The following is an 18,085-nucleotide window of genomic DNA, read 5'->3' as shown; positions in this document are numbered from 1 at the left end:
CCTAATCGTTAAAAATAGATATACCATGAAAAAAATAATTGTACCCTTAGATTTCTCCCAACAGTCAGAATATGCCCTAAAAGTGGCGGTATCATTAGCCAAGAAACACGGCTCCGAAATTTTGGCACTGCATATGTTGGAACTTAACCAGGCCATGATAACTTCTACGGAGGGATTTCACCCTGAGCAAACTGTTTTTCTAATAAAATTGGCCGAGAAAAGATTTAGCGAATTTCTTAATAAACCTTATTTAAAAGGCTTAAAGGTTACCCCCATAATTAAACATTACAAAGTGTTTAGTGAGGTGAATGAAATTGCTGCCGATCATAATGCAGAACTCATTGTTATGGGTTCTCACGGCACGGATGGTCTAGAAGAAATTTTTATTGGTTCCAATGCTGAAAAAGTCGTGCGAAATGCTGATATTCCCGTATTGGTTATCAAAAATGAGATTACGGATTTTACTATTAACCGTTTTGTCTTCGCATCCGACTTTAAGGAGGAAAGTATTGCAGGTTTTGAAAAGGCAAAAGCTTTTGCAACTATGCTTAACGCAGAATTGGATTTAGTGTATATTAATACGCCAGGCGATAATTTTATGAGTTCCAATGATATTTATACGCGTATAAATAACTTTATTGGTAAGGTAAACCAAGCGTTGCAAGTTGAAATATATAATGATTATAGTGTAGAGCGCGGTGTTCTAAACTACAGTAAAAATAATAGTGCCGATGCCATTGGTATTTCTACCCATGGCCGTAAAGGCTTGGCCCATTTCTTTATGGGAAGTATTGGCGAAGATGTTGTAAACCACTCTAATATTCCGGTGGTGACCTTTAAAATATAGATGCACTTAAACTACGCAACTATGGGCGGTACGTTTTATACGGGCCGCCCTTTTTATTGTAGCCTATTTTAACTTCATTTCTGTAGGGTTCCATTGTACAGGCTCCTTTTTGTAATAACTTTCGTTGGCCAGTAACGCTGCTCCGGCGGCCCGTAATCCAAACGTTGGGTCTTGGATGACTTTTCCGTTTTCTCTTATGGCGGTAAAGAAATTATAGAAATGGTCGTGATGACCACCTTTGTAATCTTTTGGTGCTTGCCATTTGGTAGTTCCGGTTTCTAAAGCGGAGGCTCTGGTCTCCAGATTTTGCTGGGCATATCCGTTTTTGATTTGTTCTTGCATAGCTTCGGGAAAAGAAATAAGAGAGTAACCACCGGGAACCAGACTAAGTTTAGAGCGTTTTAGGGAAACGGAATTTTGGCCGATTTCCATTTCTCCTTCGGTGCCGATCAGTTTAAAACCGCTACCACCGCCGCTTCCGGCAATGAAGTTGATACGAAACGCAGCGTTGAAAGCGGAATGGGTTTCAGTTTTTGGATAGTCGTAAAGCGTAATGCTGACATCAGGCACATCCCTGCCGTCTTTCCAGTATCGCAATCCTCCTGTAGCCATGGCTCGGTTAGGACCGTGGGAATCAATTACGTGGTTCAAAGTGGAAAAGGCATGAACAAAGAGGTCACCTGCAACACCGGTTCCATAATCTCTGTAATTTCTCCATCTAAAGAATCGTTTGGGCTCAAAAGGAACTTTGGGGGCTTTCCCAAGAAATGTGTCAAAATCAACATTCTTTTTGCTGACATTTGGTGGAATAGGGTACTGCCAAGCACCTTCCGCTGAATAACGGTCATTGTAGAAGTCCAACATTACAATATCGCCAATGGCACCTTCCTTGTACAATTGCTTGGCTTTTTCATTTCCTAAGGACGACATTCCTTGGCTACCTACTTGACATATTTTCCCGGATGCTTTTTGGGCAGAAATAATAGCTTGGCCTTCTTCCCACTGCTGAACCATAGGCTTTTCGCAATAAACGTGTTTACCGGCCTGTAGGGCATCTATCACTATTTTCTGGTGCCAATGGTCAGGGGTGGCGATGATAACGGCATCAATATCTTTTCTATTTAAAATTTCTCTATAATCCCGGGTCGTAAAAATTGCTTCGCCCCATAATTCTTTGGCCCTTTCCAGCCTGCTGGTGTAGAGGTCGCATGCGGCAACCAGTTTTACACCGGAAACGGTAAGTGCCGCCTGAGTATCAAAAATGCCTTGGATACCGGTTCCGATTAGGGCAAGGTTTATTTGGTCGTTAGACGTGAATACACTGGTTTCATATGCACGTTGCATTAGGAAGCTTTCATCTTTAGATGCCGATAAAATAAATGGGGCAGAGGTTACTGCAGCAGAACCTAAAGCGGCTTTTTTGAGAAAATATCTTCGTGAGGAATTTTGTTTCATGTTTTGAGGACGATTACTGATTAGGTGGTTTGGAAGTGTAATTTAGACAATTGTTATCGCTACTGCAAATCATGGATATTGCCAAAATGAGCATTCTAGGCGTATGTGGTTTTATATAAAAGAACTATTAAAACGGATTACTTTCCGTAAACTGATAATTATCATAGCATTCCATTTGCAAACTTGTTATATTTACTAGTAAGAAACAGTTATGGCAATCAAAACAAAACAGTTATGGCAAAATTAGTTAGTGAAATGAAACAGGATGATTGCATGCAATTTTTAAGTGATCATTGTATAGGTCATTTGGCCTATGTGGCAGGCAGGAGTCCGCATATTGTTCCAGTTACCTATTTTTATGATAGGGAAAATAAATGTTTGATAAGTTACTCAGGGGAGGGCCATAAAATTGAATCTATGCGTAACTATTCTCAAGTGGCATTACAAGTTGATGATATTGAGGCCTTTCATAATTGGCGTTCCGTAAAGGTTAATGGTACGTTTGAAGAATTAAAAGGACCTACGGCCAAAAAATACCTTCACACCTTTGCCAATGGTGTGCACGAGCTTCTAAATAGAAATGAAAAAACTAAGGTGGATTTTATTGGCGATTTTTCAAGTAAAATTGAATCCAAGGAAGCACCTGTAGTGTATTGTATTCATATTTCCGATATAGTAGGTAAATATAGAAACGCAACCACTTAAGCATTTGGTTTTGTCTGCCGGTGCTGATACATCTGCATGAAGAGCATGGTGCTCATTTTTTGAGCTCTGTTTTTGGCAATCCAAGCTCTTTCTCCTTCAAAAAGCTCATCTAAGGTGGCAAACCAATGATTCAACCAAATACCGAAGTGTTCGGAAGTTATTGTACCATGAGTTTTATCATCTACTTCTTGATGGGCGGTAACGGGGTTGCCATTGTATTTGCGCTGCAGAAAAAGTTGGGTTTCCCAGAAGTCGGTCAAAAGCTTTAGGTGCGCTTCCCAATCAGAAATGATTCCATTAAAAATAGGACCAAGGGTTTCATCTTCCCGTATTTTTCCATAGAAGGTTTCAACAAGTAGCTGTACATCGTCTCTGCTTTTAATTTCCTTTTTTTCCATTACACCAAAAATACACTATTAGGCTTAGTTCTTAAAGCGTTCGTAAGTGGCCTGCTCAAGTTCTTGTCTAAAGTCAGGATGGGCTATGGCAATTAAAGCTTTGGCTCTTTCTTTTAGGTTTTTTCCAAAAAGATGCGCTACGCCATACTCTGTTACCACATAATGAACATGTGCTCTTGTTGTAGTTACCCCGGCTCCTTGTTTTAAGAAGGGGGTTATTTTAGAGATACCTTTTGCAGTAAGCGATGGCATGGCAAAAATTGGTTTTCCTCCTTTTGAAAGTGATGCACCACGGATAAAGTCCATTTGCCCTCCCACACCGGAATACTGTCTGCTGCCAATGGTATCGGCGCAAATTTGACCTGTAAGGTCTATTTCAATAGCACTATTAATTGCAGTTACTTTTGGATTTTTTCTTATAATGGAGGTGTCATTGGTATAGGCAGCTTCCTTAAAGTGTACCGAAGGATTGTCGTCAACAAAATCATATAATTTCTGTGACCCTACGGCAAAGCAGGTAACAATTTTTCCGGTTTTTATCTGTTTGTCCTCCCCTGTTACTACTCCCTGTTCTATTAAAGGCAGTATCCCGTCTGAGAACATTTCGGTATGGATACCTAGCCGTTTATGGTTGCCTAAATTGTTCAATACTGCGTTAGGTATGCTTCCAATACCCATTTGTAAGGTGGCACCATCTTCTATCAGTTCGGCTACGTTTTTGCCTATCCGGGCTTCAACGGGAGATATGGATAGGATATCATGTACATGTATAGGGCGATCTACCTCAATGGCACAGTCAATATTATTAATGTGAATGATGCCATCCCCATGGGTTCTGGGTACGGAAGGGTTAATCTGTGCGATTACTTTTTTCGCCATTTGAATTGCCGGCAGTGTAACATCTACCGAAACACCAAGTGAGCAATATCCATGTTTGTCAGGAGGAGAAACTTGTACCACAGCTACATCTATAGGTAAGATGCCTTGTCTGAACAATAGATGGATTTCACTTAAGAAAATAGGGATATAATCCCCCAAGTTACTATTGACCATGTTCCTAATATTACTGCCCACAAAACAGCTATTCATTCTAAAGCTTTTGTTATAAGGTGCTCGGGAATATTTGGCATCGCCTTCGGTATGAATAGATATAATTTCTACATCTTTCAACTCTTCATACCTATCGCATAAGGCGTCTATAAGAACATTAGGGGTCATTGCGGCACCTTGAAAAAATACACGGTCTCCGGATTTTACGGATGCTGCGGCCTCGGCTTTAGAAACAATTTTCATAACAATCTATTTTGTCATGCAAATATCTATACTAGAGGCTCTTTAAAACATGAACAATATCATATTTTGGCTAGTGCCATTAAAAAAAAGGGAACCCTTTAGGATTCCCATTTTTGCTTATCGTACAAATTATTTTACTTATTTGCCTAAATGCTTGTTGTAAAACTTCCATGCTTGAGAAGCTACATCCCGTCCTAGCTGTAGACCAGCTATATTATCGGCTTGAATATGATACCCGCCCATTACGCGTGAGATACCCGCCATGTTTGCGGTTTCGGTAAATGTTGGAAAGTGTATGGTAACCGGTTTTCCAAAATGAACTGAATCCAGTTCGGTTAGGGAACCAGGAATAAGTTCTACGGATTCCCCAAAATGTTCATCGCCTGTAAAAAGGCGAAGTGCCTCGGCACAACCACCACTAATAGTACTATGTCCCGAAGTGTAACTAGGGAAAGGTGGGCATAGAAAAATATCTGGCGAGTAAGGTCTCCATTCCTGTCCTTTCATTTCAACTATTCCCTTACCGGGTCCACCCCAAGCTTTAATGGTTTGGTCCTTGTAATACTCATGAACTAAGGCATACGGTCTGGCGTAATCATAGAACATTTTTGAATCCCACGAAGCTATAAAAGCGTCCATAGCCGTAATTTCCGTTAGGAAATACATTTTTACATCTTGATCTAAAGTATGGTTGTCACGACGAGAAACGTCTTGGGCAAACTTAAGCCAATGACCGGCCTGCTGAACGGACTGCGGTCCGTCTCTCATAAATTCAACCAACGCAATTTCTTCATCCGAAAGATTGGCTTGTAGGTCTACAATTTCCTTAACTTCTTTCTTTAATTGTTCGGAGCCAACCATTGGGGGAGGCCCCGGTCTAAATTGATCCGCTGAAGTTAAGGTAATTGGGGTTACCTTTTGCCAGTAAGGGGTAAGGCAACCTGGGGCATATTGCCCTCCTTTTCCATCGGAGAAATACTTGGGTTGCCAACGGTTAATATCCGTATTTTCATCTGCGGTGTTCACGGGATTGTAATTGGTATAATCAAAATAGGGTTCTCCGTTAGAGCCTGTAACCTCTCCATATTGATTACTACCATCATTTTTTCTAGCTTCAATAGTGGCCTTTGCGGCCAAATTCCCAACCCCTTCGGGAGTGTTTGGGTCCATTGAAGTATTATCTGGGTCAAGCCCTAAGTCAACCATAAATTTCCGGAACATTTCCGTATCTGAATAATAGTATTCCTTCATGGCTCCAAAAGCGGCATAGCTAATGGCAATCTCTTTGTTTTTTAGATTTTGCTCATCTGCGGGCCTACGGTCTACGCCTTTCAGATAAACAGGTATAGCGTTTTTGTCATATCTAGACCATGCGTCAAAAATAGAAACGAAAATGAGACCTAGGTAACGGGAGGTTATGGTGGGCCTAGGTTTAAATTTTTCGGTGTCCGAAGCTGTTGCATCCAATGCCATTTTGCCCCACTTATAGGCTATGTTTTCCGTTCCTCTTGGTTCTTCTTGATTTTTTTGGGCGAATGCTACGCCGGAGTATAATAACCCTACGGTAAGGGTTAGCATTAAAATACGTTTCATTTGATTGATTGTTAGGTTGTTGTTAACTTTCAAATATAAGGAAGGCCTTAAAATCTCAAAAATTTATCACGTAAGAACTTTCGTCATAAAGGCATATAATTCTTTCATTTGGGGTTTTCCTTTTTGTTTGCCGCCCCTTCCGAAAAAATATAGAGCGAACCATAGCACTATCAATGTTATCATTAGCCCTAACTGTAAATGATAAGGTTTGTCTAAGGAAGAGCTTGAATAGGCCCAAATTCCCAAAATGATGAATAAACAGGCTATTATAAAATGTACGAACATAAAGAAGGTCCATAAGGTTGGGTTTGGGCCAAAAACACCGTAGATACGACAATTGGTTTCATCTAATTCATCTATCTGTAAATGGAGTTGAGGCGACCAAAAATGATTGTTTTTAAAATCAAATTTGATAAAAACATGTTCGTCAAGCCTTTTAACTAGAAAAGGAGGGTATGCGGCGGTCTCAAATTTTTGGAGTACCAACTCTTTGGTTTCGGACACATCCAATTGAAACCTTGGGCGAAGTATAATTTCGTTGGGTAGCGGTTTCATAAGAGAATGGTTTTATGGCCGAGGCCCTTAATTATGGCATTCTATAGCACTTGAAGCTAATTGAGTTACAGGAGCAGGGGATACGTATGGAATACCCAGTCCAAGACCTCTAAGGATAAAAAGTAAACCTATGACCACTACAAAAACGGGAATAGCTTTTTGTACTTTTTGGCGTACGCTTCCTTTTAGTAAACCACTAAAATAGATTACCGTTGTCATAAGAGGAATAGTTCCTAGTCCAAATAACATCATGTAAAGACCACCTTGTAAAGTGTTGCCCATGGCAATTGCTCCAAAAAGTGCCATATAGACCAGACCACAAGGTAAAAATCCGTTTAAGAATCCAATAGTCAAAAAGGTATCTGCCGATTTTTTCTTCAGTTCTTTTCCAAGTTGGTTCTTAACCTTTGATATGACTTTGTAAATGGGTTTGGATAAATTGTATTTATTGAATGTTTTATAGGGAATCAATACAAGCAAAATCATTAAAACACCTACGGCAATAGAGAGTTTCTGTTGGGCGCCAAAGATGGACAGGCCTTTTCCAACAAGGCCAAAAACAAGTCCTATGATGGCATAGGCCATAAGCCTACCAAAATGATAAATAAAGATCTGGCCGAGTTTTTTGAAGTTGTTGGTTCTATCTACCGGAAGCATAAAGGCAATGGGCCCGCACATGCCTACGCAGTGCAAACTTCCCATAAGTCCTAATATGAGTGCAGATAGGATCATATGCTTCTTAAAAGGTTATGCTTTCTTTGTATTGAAAATCCTTTCCTTGGTGTTTCCAAGTAACTTTTATATCCCAACGACCATCCAACAAGCGTTTGTCAGGTATGAGCAAATGTGAATTGGACAGACTAATGGGTAAGTCAAAATCCAAGTGCTTATTGGACGGTCTGTAAAGGGATACAATACCGGATACCGTAGTGTTTGAATATGTTTTGGGAAAAATCACCAACAATCCGTCGGCGGTTTTTTCCAATTGAATTTGTTCATGGGAGTCAATGGCATTTTGCTCCGCGTCTATTTCTTTTTGATAACCAAGTTCCGCTTTATAATACTCTTCGGTTACCAAATCATGATTGGCATCATGGCTGGTAGTCATCTTGACCACAAAAAACATGATAAAACTGATAAATGCGATGATAGCTATGACAATACCCGTACCCCAATTAATTTTCATGATTTTTTATTTAGGTTCTATTTGTAACTACGTGGCGCCAAAAAGCGGGCCGTGGTAGTTTCTATTAATTTGTCTTTACTGTACACCCCAATTTTTAGGTTGTTCTTGTCTCCGCTTAAAGCGGATGCATTAATTTCTATGAACAAGGTACCTTCTGCCAAAGCTTCTGGCTGTACATCAAAATTTTCGTGGCGCACCAGTTTAATTTCCCCTTTTGGAGATATCAATTTAAAGTGAACATCTTCAACCGCCTTGGTGGTTTTATTCAATAATTTATAGGTGTACACGTTACTGATAATATTACCTTCTTTATGTTCGTAAAGCTGTCCCGGTAATCTTAGAATATTGGCTTCAAGGTCATTTCTTAAGAACATCATACCAATTAGTACTCCGGTTAATATGACCAATACCGCCGTATACCCCTTTAGGCGAGGCGTAAACTTGAACTTTTCTTTTTTGGTTATTTCGTCTTCGCTGGCATAACGGATCAAACCTTTTGGAAGGTTTACTTTTTCCATAATGGTATCGCACTCATCTATACAAGCAGTGCAATTAACACACTCCAACTGTGTTCCGTTTCTAATGTCAATCCCGGTTGGGCAAACATTTACACATTGAAAGCAGTCTATACAGTCACCATGACCTAGCTCTTCACGATTTTCGTTCTTACGCCATTTTTTCCTACCGTTTTCGGCCTCTCCACGTTTATGGTCATAAGCAACCACAATAGACTTGTTATCTAAAAGTACCCCTTGCATGCGGCCATAAGGACACGCAATAATACACACCTGTTCCCTGAACCAAGCAAAGACAAAATAAAATACCGCAGTAAAAATCAGTAGCGAAACCATGGTGCTTATATGCTGCCCTGGTCCATCCGTAATGTATTGTATCAATCTGTCGCTACCGATTAAATAGGCAAGAAACACATTGGCTATTATAAATGATATGACAAAGAAAATGAACCATTTTAATGCCCGTTTCCGAATTTTATCGGCATTCCATTCTTGTCTATCCAATCGCATTTGGGCACCGCGATCACCATCTATCCAATATTCTATCCTACGGAAAACCATTTCCATAAAAATGGTTTGTGGACACATCCATCCGCAGAAAATACGACCAAAAGCAACGGTAAATAAGGCAATGAAAACCACCCCAATGATCATAGAGATAACGAAAAGGTGAAAATCTTGCGGATAAAAAGGAAAACCAAAGATGTTGAAACGTCTTTCCAACACGTTGAACATTAAAAACTGATTGCCGTTTATTTTTATAAAAGGCGATAAAATCAGAAATGCAAGGAGCACGTAGCTAACATATTTACGGTATTTGTAAAATTTGCCACTAGGTTTTTTGGGATATACCCATGCCCTTTTCCCATCTTCTTTGATGGTGCCAATTGAATCTCTAAAATTATCTTGGTCTTGTGCCATTTTCTTTTCGCTTTATCAGCTAACAGGGCATATGAACCCTGCACTAATCAGTTTACGGAAACCGAAGCAGAATCTATTTCTACTTCTGGTGCAGCTTGTTGGGGTGCATTGGGGTCTACCCAAACATCACCTTCGGGAGCTTTGGGGTTTGCCGGAGTGGTGCCTTGAAAACTTAGGACATAACTTGCTACCTGTGCAATCTCTGCAGGTTTTAAGTTTTGTTTCCATGCAATCATACCTTTGCCATCACGACCACCTTCGGATATGGTATGGAATACGTTTTTGATGCCTCCGCCAAGAATCCAGTTTTGATCTGTAAGGTTGGGGCCAATACCACCGCCACCATCAATCATATGGCAGGCTACACAATTGCTTTCAAAAATAGTTTGACCAGCCTTTAGGTCTCCTGCATCTGTGAGCAGTTCAACGGTATTGGCGTCAACAAGATCTTTTGCATTTTTCTTATACTCCTCTATTTCCAATTGGGCTGCGGCAACTTCTTGCTCATACTCTTGATCCTGATCATAGTCATTGAACACATGAAAACGGGCCATGTACACTACGGCAAAAACAATGGAAGCATAGAAAAGATACACCCACCATGGAGGTAAGTTGTTATCTAGTTCCCGTATACCGTCATAGTTGTGGTCTAGTATAATTTCGCCTTCTTTTTCAATAGGCTTGGAGCCCAACATTTTTTGGTAGATTCTTTGTCCCCATTTCCACTCAAAGGTTTTATTTTTGGCCGCTAGATAACGTTCTTGTCCTTCTTTTGAAAGTGTTTGGAACATTACATTTTCAATGGCTCTGGTAATTACCGCAATTGCGATAAGCAAAAACAGGATAAAAACCAGGAACACCTGTACCATAGGGTATTTTATAAAGGCCGGCATTTCACCGGAATCAACGAAAAACTCCGTTAACCCGAATATTAAAAAGAATATGAGCGGTATCTTGATCCACCATGTAGATGTATTTTTCATAGGTCTAGGTTTTGTTGGTTATCTTCTTCTAAAGGCAATTCGCTAACTTCCTTTATATATGATTTTGAGGCTGTGATTACCCACCAGAACAGCAATGTGAAGAACACAAAAAAGATGAGTAATGATATCATGGGGTAGGTTGCTACACCATCTATAGTTTCCATGTAACCTTTTACAAATTTGAACATGATTTCTAATTTTTGTTATCAGATAATAATTCCCCGGTTTCCTTCACCTTAATATCAGTGCCTAAACGTTGTAAGTAAGCGATTAGAGCTACAATCTCACGATCTCTCATTTCTACGAATTCCTCACCGTTTTCGGCGGCATAAGCTTTATCGGCCTCATAGCTTTTTGCAAAATCAGGGTCTGTGTACAGGTTTTTTTCAATTTTTTCTGCCTGCTCATCCATTAGGGCATCGGCATTTGCAATATCGTCTTCGGTATAGGGTACGCCAAGGGTTACCATGGCTTCCATTTTAGTTTGAATATTGCTTCGGTCATGCTCGTTTCTAATAAGCCAAGCGTAGGCAGGCATTATTGAACCGGATGAGGTGCTTTGTGGGTCGTACATGTGGTTCAGGTGCCAGTTATCGGAGTATTTTCCTCCAACCCTTAATAGGTCTGGCCCTGTACGTTTACTACCCCAAAGGAATGGGTGGTCATATACGAATTCACCTGCCTTTGCATATTCGCCATAACGCTCTACCTCACTTCTAAAAGGACGAACCATTTGTGAGTGACAGCTAACACAACCTTCTCGAATATACAGGTCACGACCTTCTAATTCTAACGGAGTATAGGGTTTTACACTGGTAATCGTGGGTATGTTAGATTTTACCAATATGGTCGGCACAATCTGTATAATGCCGCCAATCAAAATAGCAACAGTTGCTAAAATTGTTAATTGAATAGGCTTACGCTCTAACCATGTATGGAAAGTTTCACCAGCTGTTCTATGTTTTGAAACACGAGTAAGTGCTGCAGCTTCGGCCAACTCATCTTCAATAACGCTACCGGATTTTATAGTGCGCACAACGTTATAGATCATGATTATTGCTCCAAAAATGTAGAGGCTGCCCCCAATAGCACGCATCCAGTACATAGGCATAATTTCTACTACGGTTTCTAAGAAGTTACCGTAAACCAAAGTGCCATCTGGGTTAAAGTCTTTCCACATTAAGGCCTGTGTGAACCCGGCAACATACATGGGCAATGCATATAAAATGATACCCAAGGTTCCGATCCAAAAGTGAAAGTTTGCCAAGCCGGTAGAAAATAACTTGTTCTTGGTCATTTTAGGAACCAACCAATAGATCATACCAAATGTCAAGAATCCGTTCCACGCCAAAGCACCAACGTGTACGTGGGCAATAATCCAGTCGCTAAAATGGGCAATGGCGTTCACGTTTTTAAGCGAAAGCATTGGACCTTCAAAAGTGGCCATACCATAACCGGTAATGGCAACCACCATAAATTTTAGAACGGGATCGGTACGTACTTTGTCCCAAGCCCCACGCAAGGTTAATAGTCCGTTGATCATACCACCCCAAGAAGGAGCCAAAAGCATGATCGAGAATGCAACCCCTAAGTTCTGTGCCCAATCCGGTAAAGCAGAATATAATAGGTGGTGCGGACCTGCCCATATATAGATAAATATTAATGACCAGAAGTGAACTATAGAAAGTCTATAAGAATATACCGGTCTGTTGGCCGCTTTTGGAACAAAATAGTACATAAGGCCCAAGAATGGGGTAGTCAAGAAAAAAGCTACCGCATTATGGCCGTACCACCATTGTACCAATGCATCTTGAACTCCTGCGTAAACCGAGTAGCTTTTTAAGGCACTTACGGGCAATTCAATATTATTGAAAATATGAAGTACGGCAACCGTTACGAACGTAGCCAGGTAAAACCAAATAGCTACATATAGATGGCGTTGCCTTCTTTTGATCATGGTACCAATTAGGTTGGCCCCAAAAGCTACCCAAACCAAAGCAATGGCAATATCTATAGGCCATTCAAGTTCAGCATATTCTTTAGAGCTAGTATACCCCAAAGGGAGTGTTATGGCCGCCGCAACAATAATAAGTTGCCAACCCCAGAAATTAAACTTGCTTAGAAAATCACTGTACATACGTGCTTTAAGCAAACGCTGAGTGGAGTAGTAAACCCCGGCGTAAATGGCATTTCCTACAAATGCAAAAATTACCGCGTTGGTATGCAACGGGCGTAAGCGACCAAAACTTAACCATGAAATACCATCGGTTAAATTGGGGAACATGAACATAAAGGCCAATAATAAGCCCACAGACATACCTACAATACCCCAAAACATGGTTGCATAGAGGAAATTTTTCACGATTTTGTTATCGTAATAAAACTGCTGAACTTCCATAATTATACTTGTTTATTTAGTTGGATTTTCTCTTTCTCTACTTTTTTAGCGACGGTCTTTTTAGGCAAGACCAATTCATCTTCAAAAAGCATGCGTACAGAAGGGGTGTACGAATCATCATACTGACCACTTCTAACTGAAACGATAAATGCTATGAAAAATAGGACCGCAACAAGAATGCTGATAGCCAATAACACATAAATTACACTCATACCTACCTGAATTATGGTGTAAAACTACGGTACGGTTTCGCCATTAAATATGACTTATATCAGGTTTTGATAAATACCTTGAAGATTATTTGTGTGCGAGTTAATTGTCTGTTATTATGTGTGTTGCGTTACTATTTGTGAGGAAAAAGTGAAAACAGATTTTGAGTTAGATGAAAGTAGGCCTATAGCAGAAGTTTAGGCTTTTTTGGTGTTCTGGTAAATGGAAATTAAAGCCGCAATAATAATCAAGTTTTTGATTACGTACTGGCCAAGGAGAGTAGGGGCAAAAGGGCTAGAAGTAAACGATATCTCACTTAAAAGTAAAAGAGAGGTAAAGGTGCAGACCATATGGGCAAGGGTTATAATTACCGTTTGCTTTCTATAAATATCCAGAAGCAGGAAAATACCGATTCCCGCTTCTAAAATTGCCAAAAGAATGATAGAGGTTTCCCTAGGGATAAGTCCCATCGTGAGCACACTAATGGTGTCTTTGGCCATTTCTTCGGCCGGGCTGGCATCACTAAAGAATTTTAAACTCCCAAACCATAGGTAAACAACACCTATTGAGATTTGCAGGAGTGAAATTTTCTTAAAATGAGTGTATAGCAAAGCTGTCTTTGAAGAAGGCATGTATTGTTTAGTCTAGTTGAGTTGGTTTTTGAACCTTACAAACCTAACTTTTTATAGCATTCGGATTGGTTTTTTAACAGTTAAGTTTTCCGGTTGCATTCAATTTCTTCTCCTTTGTAAGAATAGCCTTTAGAGGTTATTTTAATTCTCTTCCTATTACATTGGTAGCTACCGTTGCGAACGCCACTACGCTTATAGAACTTAAAGGCATTAAAATGGCTGCGATTACAGGCTCCAGTTGTCCTGTAATGGCAAAGTATAGACCAATAATATTATACATTAAGGATAAGAGAAAGCATAATTTTATAATTTTCATAGCCTTTTTGGAAGCCATGATATACTTGTTCAACTGTTGAAATTTGGAAGCGTCCATAATTCCATCACTGGCAGGAGAAAAAACGTTAATGTTTTCGGAAATGGCAAGTCCTACTTCGGCTTGGGCCAATGCTCCGGCGTCATTTAGTCCATCGCCTACCATGAGTACTTTTTTACCTTGTTCTTGCAAGGATTTTATAAACTCCAGTTTGTGCTGTGGTTTTTGGTTGAAGTAAAGAGGCGTAAGCTTGGGCAGCAATTTTTCCAATCGTGGTTTTTCTCCTTCGTTATCTCCTGATAGGATGGCCAATCCAAATTTTTTGGACATTTCTTGGAATACTTCAGAAACCCCATCACGGTATTGATTGTGAAAAACGTAGCGGCCTTTATAGGTGTCATTACTGCTAACATGTACAGAAGTCGTAAGTGCGTCAGCAGTTTCTGTGTTGCCTACAAAAGTGGCGGAACCTGCTTTTATGTGGGTGTTGTCCTTTATGCCCTCCACACCTTTGCCAATATGCTCTTCGTATTCATCTAGGGTAATAATGTTTTGCTGGGCCAACAGGTTATAAAGGGTTCTACTTAGTGGGTGGTTAGAGCCTCGCAAGGTATTTTTAAGCAAAGAAGCTTCAGCTTCCGAGAGGGGCATTCCCTCATAGGTGGCGGTACTTTTTTTAGAAGTAGTAATGGTGCCTGTTTTATCAAAAATAGCGGTATCTATTTGTGCGAGCTGTTCTATGGTTCTGGTATCTTTCAAGTAAAACTTGTTCCTGCCAAAAATACGCAGCATATTACCAAGGGTAAAGGGTGAGGCCAAAGCAATCGCACATGGGCAAGCAATTATTAAGACAGCCGTAAAAACGTTCATAGCCTTGCTTGGGTCATATACAAGCCAGAACAGTGCAGATAAAAAAGCAATGGAAAGTACCGCAATGGTGAATCTTCTTCCAATACTATCGGTCAAGGTCTGAAACTTAGTGGCTTTATCCTCTTGAAAAACACTGTTTCCCCACAATTGGGTAAGATAACTCTGTGAAACCGATTTTAAGGCCTCCATCTCTATAGCACCCTGAAGCTGTTTTCCGCCGGCAAAGACTTTGTCTCCCGATTCTTTTTTAACCGGTTCGGATTCACCGGTAACAAAACTATAATCAATACGGGCTTGTCCGTTTATCAGTATACCATCAACAGGAATCAATTCTTCGTTTCTAATCAATAATCGGTCGCCTTTTTTTATGTCGTGCACTTGAGCGGTTTCTTCTTTGCCTTCTTTGGAAATACGGGTTATGGCAATAGGGAAATAGGATTTGTAGTCACGTTCAAACGATAAAAAAGAATAGGTTTTTTGCTGAAAAAATTTTCCTAGGAGCAAGAAAAAGACCAAACCGGTTAAGGAGTCAAAAAATCCACTTCCCCAGCCAAATGTAATTTCTAGTGTGCTGCGCAGAAAGAGTGCCAAAATTCCTAAGGCAATGGGTACGTCTATATTCAATAGGTTACTTCGTAGTCCTTTATAGGCCGATATAAAATAATCCCTACCTGCATAGAGGAGGACAGGCAATGAAAACAGGAACATGAGCCAATGAAATACCGGTTCATATCTGTTGAGCCAGAACTCACCGCCCGATGCATCACTGGAGGAGAGGTCAAAATAATCAGGAAAAGAAAGAAACATGACATTGCCAAAAGCAAAACCGGCAACCCCAAGTTTATAAATTAAGCTGCGATCGGCACCTTTCTTTTTATTATCAAAATCATCTAGTGAAATATTGGGTTCGTAACCAATCCTTGCTAAAAGAATGACAACTTCTTTTAAAGAAACATCAGCACTGTTGTATGTAATACGGACCGTCTTCTTAGGGAAATTTACTTGCGTACTTTTTATAGACGCGTTTAGTTTGTTAAGGTTTTCAAGCACCCAGATACAGGAACTACAATGAATGTGTGGAATATGGAGGTTAACAATTTGGATGTCTCCATCATTGAATTCAATAAGACGTTCAGTAATTGCTGTTGAATCTAAAAAAGCGTATCTTCCATCAATAGCTTTTGGGGTTGCCCCTGCAGCCGATTGTATATCGTAATAGTAGTTTAAATCATTGCTAGATAGAATTTCATAAACGGTCTTGCAGCCGTTACAACAGAAATTTTTATCATCTAAGACTATGGCATTGGATTCACAGTCATTACCGCAATGGAAACAATTATTAGAATTCATCTTTACACTTGCTAATACCTGTTACAAAGGTGCGGGTTATAGATGTTTAAAAACATGACAATTGTCAGGTTTTGTGTAGATTACGAACGGTACCTTTGTAGTGTCAGGTATAAATAATAGAGTTATGAATAGTAGATGTGAAAATTGTATAATACGGCAATTCAATTCGTTACGTGCTATGAGCAAAGAAGAATTGAAGAAAGTGTCCGATTCCAAAATCTCCAAGACTCTTAAAAAAGGTGAAGCCCTTTTTCACGAAGGTCAACAATTAGATGGTGTTTTCTGTGTTAGGGACGGTGTGTCCAAAATGTCTAAACTTAGTGCCAACGGAAAGGACCAAATAGTGAAGTTGGCCAGTAAGGGTGCTGTAATGGGGCAACGTTCCGTAATTGCGGAAGAGGTAACGAACCTAAGTGCTATTGCGGTGAGTGATATGGAGGTGTGTTTTATACCCAAAGATGTTATTTCCAATACGCTTGACTGTAACCCGAATTTTGCGGTTGAGGTATTACGCCATATGGCCCACGATTTAAAGGAGGCAGATGATGTTATTGTAAATATGTCCCAGAAAACCGTGAAGCAACGAATGGCCGAAGCCTTTTTATACCTCAAAAAGAATTACGGAGAGGATGATGAAGGATTCTTGAAATTAACCTTGTCGAGAGAAGATTATTCCAATGTGGTGGGCACTGCTACCGAATCCTGTATCCGGATTATTTCCGAATTTAAGAAAAAGGGATTGATCAAGACTTCCGGAAAACGGATTGGGGTGGTTGAGGAACGTAAACTTTTAGACCTAATTGAAGGTTTCTAAAAGCGCACTTCTCAAAAACTGATATATGTCATAGTTTGCCTATGGGTTTGGTTCTACTTTTACCCTTGAAGATTTCAATAAAAAAAGTAGATGAAAAATATTTTACTTCCCACAGATTTTTCGGCAAATGCATGGAATGCGGCGCGTTACGCCATAGAGCTTTTTGAAAATGAAGCTTGTAACTTTTATGTGCTAAATACCTATACGCCCCATATTGCACACAGTAGGTTCATGGCTGCCAATGTTTCTGACGGACAAATAGAGGATTCGGCACGAAGACAATCAGAGGAAGGGTTAACTAACTTCATTTCAGGAATACAGGCCCAGTTCCAAAACCCTAAGCATAAATTCACGGCCATATCTTCTTTTTCAATGTTGGTAGACGAGATACGGGAAGTGGTGGATGATTATAACATAGATTTGGTCATTGCCGGAACCAAAGGGGCATCTAGTCTAGATGAGGTCTTTATGGGGAGTAACACGGTACGAATAATAAAGGCGGTAAAGAGATGTCCGGTACTTGCCGTTCCTCAACATTTTAAATTCAAAACACCGGACGAAATAGCTTTTGCAACAGATTTCAATCGTTTTTATACGGAGTCGGAGCTTAAGCCTCTTTTGGATATGGCCCTTACCTTTAACGCCGTAATTAGGATAGTGCACGTACAGCACAAAATTTCCGCATTAACGGAACTTCAGAAGTTTAATTTAGGTATGCTGCGCAAATATCTAAATGGTGTGGAGCATTACGTACATACGGTTTCGGAACTGAATTCCATTTCCAAAACGCTTGAGGTGTTTAGCAATGAGCTGGATATTCACCTGTTGGCCATGCTCCATTACCAACATAGTTATATGGAAAATATAACCAGAGAGCTTGTGGTGAAACGTGTGGCTTTTCACACTCAGATACCTTTGTTGGTTATACCGGAACTGGGTATGTGCAGTTCTTTAAAGAGCCGGAAAGAGGAGAGTTCTTTAATTTCTGAGTAATCAATTTTTACCATAGCGGGACAAACAAAATCCTAGTTTTTTTATTGCGATAAT

18 protein-coding genes are annotated in these 18,085 nt (G+C 40.0%); 4 read left to right on the top strand and 14 right to left on the bottom strand.

Features of this window, described 5'->3' with window-relative positions; translation table 11 throughout:
- The first annotated feature begins 25 nt into the window (after nt 1-25).
- Nucleotides 26-847 carry a universal stress protein gene (locus KO513_RS08595; RefSeq protein ID WP_215913049.1) on the top strand — a complete coding sequence of 274 codons (822 nt, stop codon included), beginning with the start codon at nt 26-28 and terminating at the stop codon, nt 845-847.
- A 63-nt stretch (nt 848-910) separates the two neighbouring features.
- Here KO513_RS08595 and KO513_RS08590 read toward each other — a convergent pair whose 3' ends face one another.
- Nucleotides 911-2,302 carry a Gfo/Idh/MocA family protein gene (locus KO513_RS08590; protein WP_215913048.1) on the bottom strand — a complete coding sequence of 464 codons (1,392 nt, stop codon included), beginning with the start codon at nt 2,300-2,302 and terminating at the stop codon, nt 911-913.
- 234 nt (nt 2,303-2,536) lie between these two features.
- Here KO513_RS08590 and KO513_RS08585 point away from each other — a divergent pair, with 234 nt between their 5' ends.
- Nucleotides 2,537-3,007, top strand: coding sequence for a pyridoxamine 5'-phosphate oxidase family protein (locus KO513_RS08585; protein WP_215913047.1), 471 nt, complete (start codon nt 2,537-2,539; stop codon nt 3,005-3,007).
- Here the strand turns inward: KO513_RS08585 and KO513_RS08580 are convergent.
- From KO513_RS08580 to KO513_RS08520, 13 genes are all read right to left on the bottom strand, one after another.
- A complete protein-coding gene (locus KO513_RS08580) occupies nt 3,004-3,405 on the bottom strand; it encodes a group III truncated hemoglobin (protein WP_215913046.1) in 402 nt (133 codons plus the stop codon). The genes KO513_RS08585 and KO513_RS08580 overlap by 4 nt on opposite strands.
- A gap of 24 nt (nt 3,406-3,429) precedes the next feature.
- The gene (locus tag KO513_RS08575; protein WP_215913045.1) at nt 3,430-4,698 is read right to left on the bottom strand and encodes an acetyl-CoA hydrolase/transferase family protein; all 1,269 of its coding nucleotides are present in this window, start codon (nt 4,696-4,698) and stop codon (nt 3,430-3,432) included.
- 138 nt (nt 4,699-4,836) lie between these two features.
- The gene (locus KO513_RS08570; RefSeq protein ID WP_215913044.1) at nt 4,837-6,291 is read right to left on the bottom strand and encodes a vanadium-dependent haloperoxidase; all 1,455 of its coding nucleotides are present in this window, start codon (nt 6,289-6,291) and stop codon (nt 4,837-4,839) included.
- 66 nt (nt 6,292-6,357) lie between these two features.
- Nucleotides 6,358-6,846 (bottom strand): GTP-binding protein, encoded by a 489-nt coding sequence (locus KO513_RS08565; protein WP_215913043.1) that lies wholly within the window; start codon nt 6,844-6,846, stop codon nt 6,358-6,360.
- 27 nt (nt 6,847-6,873) lie between these two features.
- The gene (locus tag KO513_RS08560; RefSeq protein ID WP_215913042.1) at nt 6,874-7,578 is read right to left on the bottom strand and encodes a sulfite exporter TauE/SafE family protein; all 705 of its coding nucleotides are present in this window, start codon (nt 7,576-7,578) and stop codon (nt 6,874-6,876) included.
- 7 nt (nt 7,579-7,585) lie between these two features.
- Entirely contained in the window at nt 7,586-8,032 is a 447-nt protein-coding gene (locus tag KO513_RS08555) for a FixH family protein (RefSeq protein ID WP_215438603.1), read from the bottom strand.
- 17 nt (nt 8,033-8,049) lie between these two features.
- The gene (ccoG, locus tag KO513_RS08550; RefSeq protein ID WP_215913041.1) at nt 8,050-9,468 is read right to left on the bottom strand and encodes a cytochrome c oxidase accessory protein CcoG; all 1,419 of its coding nucleotides are present in this window, start codon (nt 9,466-9,468) and stop codon (nt 8,050-8,052) included.
- Between the two features lie 47 nt (nt 9,469-9,515).
- Nucleotides 9,516-10,451 (bottom strand): cbb3-type cytochrome c oxidase N-terminal domain-containing protein, encoded by a 936-nt coding sequence (locus KO513_RS08545; protein ID WP_215913040.1) that lies wholly within the window; start codon nt 10,449-10,451, stop codon nt 9,516-9,518.
- A complete protein-coding gene (locus KO513_RS08540) occupies nt 10,448-10,639 on the bottom strand; it encodes a CcoQ/FixQ family Cbb3-type cytochrome c oxidase assembly chaperone (protein ID WP_215438600.1) in 192 nt (63 codons plus the stop codon). Before KO513_RS08540 ends, KO513_RS08545 begins: the two co-directional genes overlap by 4 nt.
- Nucleotides 10,640-10,644: 5 nt before the next feature.
- On the bottom strand, nt 10,645-12,849 hold the full coding sequence (gene ccoN, locus KO513_RS08535; RefSeq protein ID WP_215913039.1) for a cytochrome-c oxidase, cbb3-type subunit I: 2,205 nt from the start codon (nt 12,847-12,849) through the stop codon (nt 10,645-10,647).
- A 2-nt stretch (nt 12,850-12,851) separates the two neighbouring features.
- Entirely contained in the window at nt 12,852-13,061 is a 210-nt protein-coding gene (gene ccoS / locus KO513_RS08530) for a cbb3-type cytochrome oxidase assembly protein CcoS (protein WP_215913038.1), read from the bottom strand.
- A 195-nt stretch (nt 13,062-13,256) separates the two neighbouring features.
- Nucleotides 13,257-13,691 (bottom strand): doxx family protein, encoded by a 435-nt coding sequence (locus tag KO513_RS08525; RefSeq protein ID WP_215913037.1) that lies wholly within the window; start codon nt 13,689-13,691, stop codon nt 13,257-13,259.
- 136 nt (nt 13,692-13,827) lie between these two features.
- Nucleotides 13,828-16,224, bottom strand: a complete 2,397-nt coding sequence (locus KO513_RS08520) for a heavy metal translocating P-type ATPase (protein ID WP_215913036.1) — start codon at nt 16,222-16,224, stop codon at nt 13,828-13,830.
- A gap of 178 nt (nt 16,225-16,402) precedes the next feature.
- Here KO513_RS08520 and KO513_RS08515 point away from each other — a divergent pair, with 178 nt between their 5' ends.
- Nucleotides 16,403-17,038: a Crp/Fnr family transcriptional regulator gene (locus KO513_RS08515; RefSeq protein ID WP_215438739.1), complete on the top strand. Its 636-nt coding sequence runs from the start codon at nt 16,403-16,405 to the stop codon at nt 17,036-17,038.
- A gap of 90 nt (nt 17,039-17,128) precedes the next feature.
- Nucleotides 17,129-18,031, top strand: a complete 903-nt coding sequence (locus KO513_RS08510) for a universal stress protein (RefSeq protein WP_215913035.1) — start codon at nt 17,129-17,131, stop codon at nt 18,029-18,031.
- Nucleotides 18,032-18,085: the final 54 nt, after the last annotated feature.

The sequence above is a fragment of the Zobellia sp. B3R18 genome (genome assembly GCF_018860715.1).
Classification (GTDB): domain Bacteria; phylum Bacteroidota; class Bacteroidia; order Flavobacteriales; family Flavobacteriaceae; genus Zobellia; species Zobellia russellii.
This window is presented reverse-complemented; position numbering and strand designations above follow the sequence as displayed.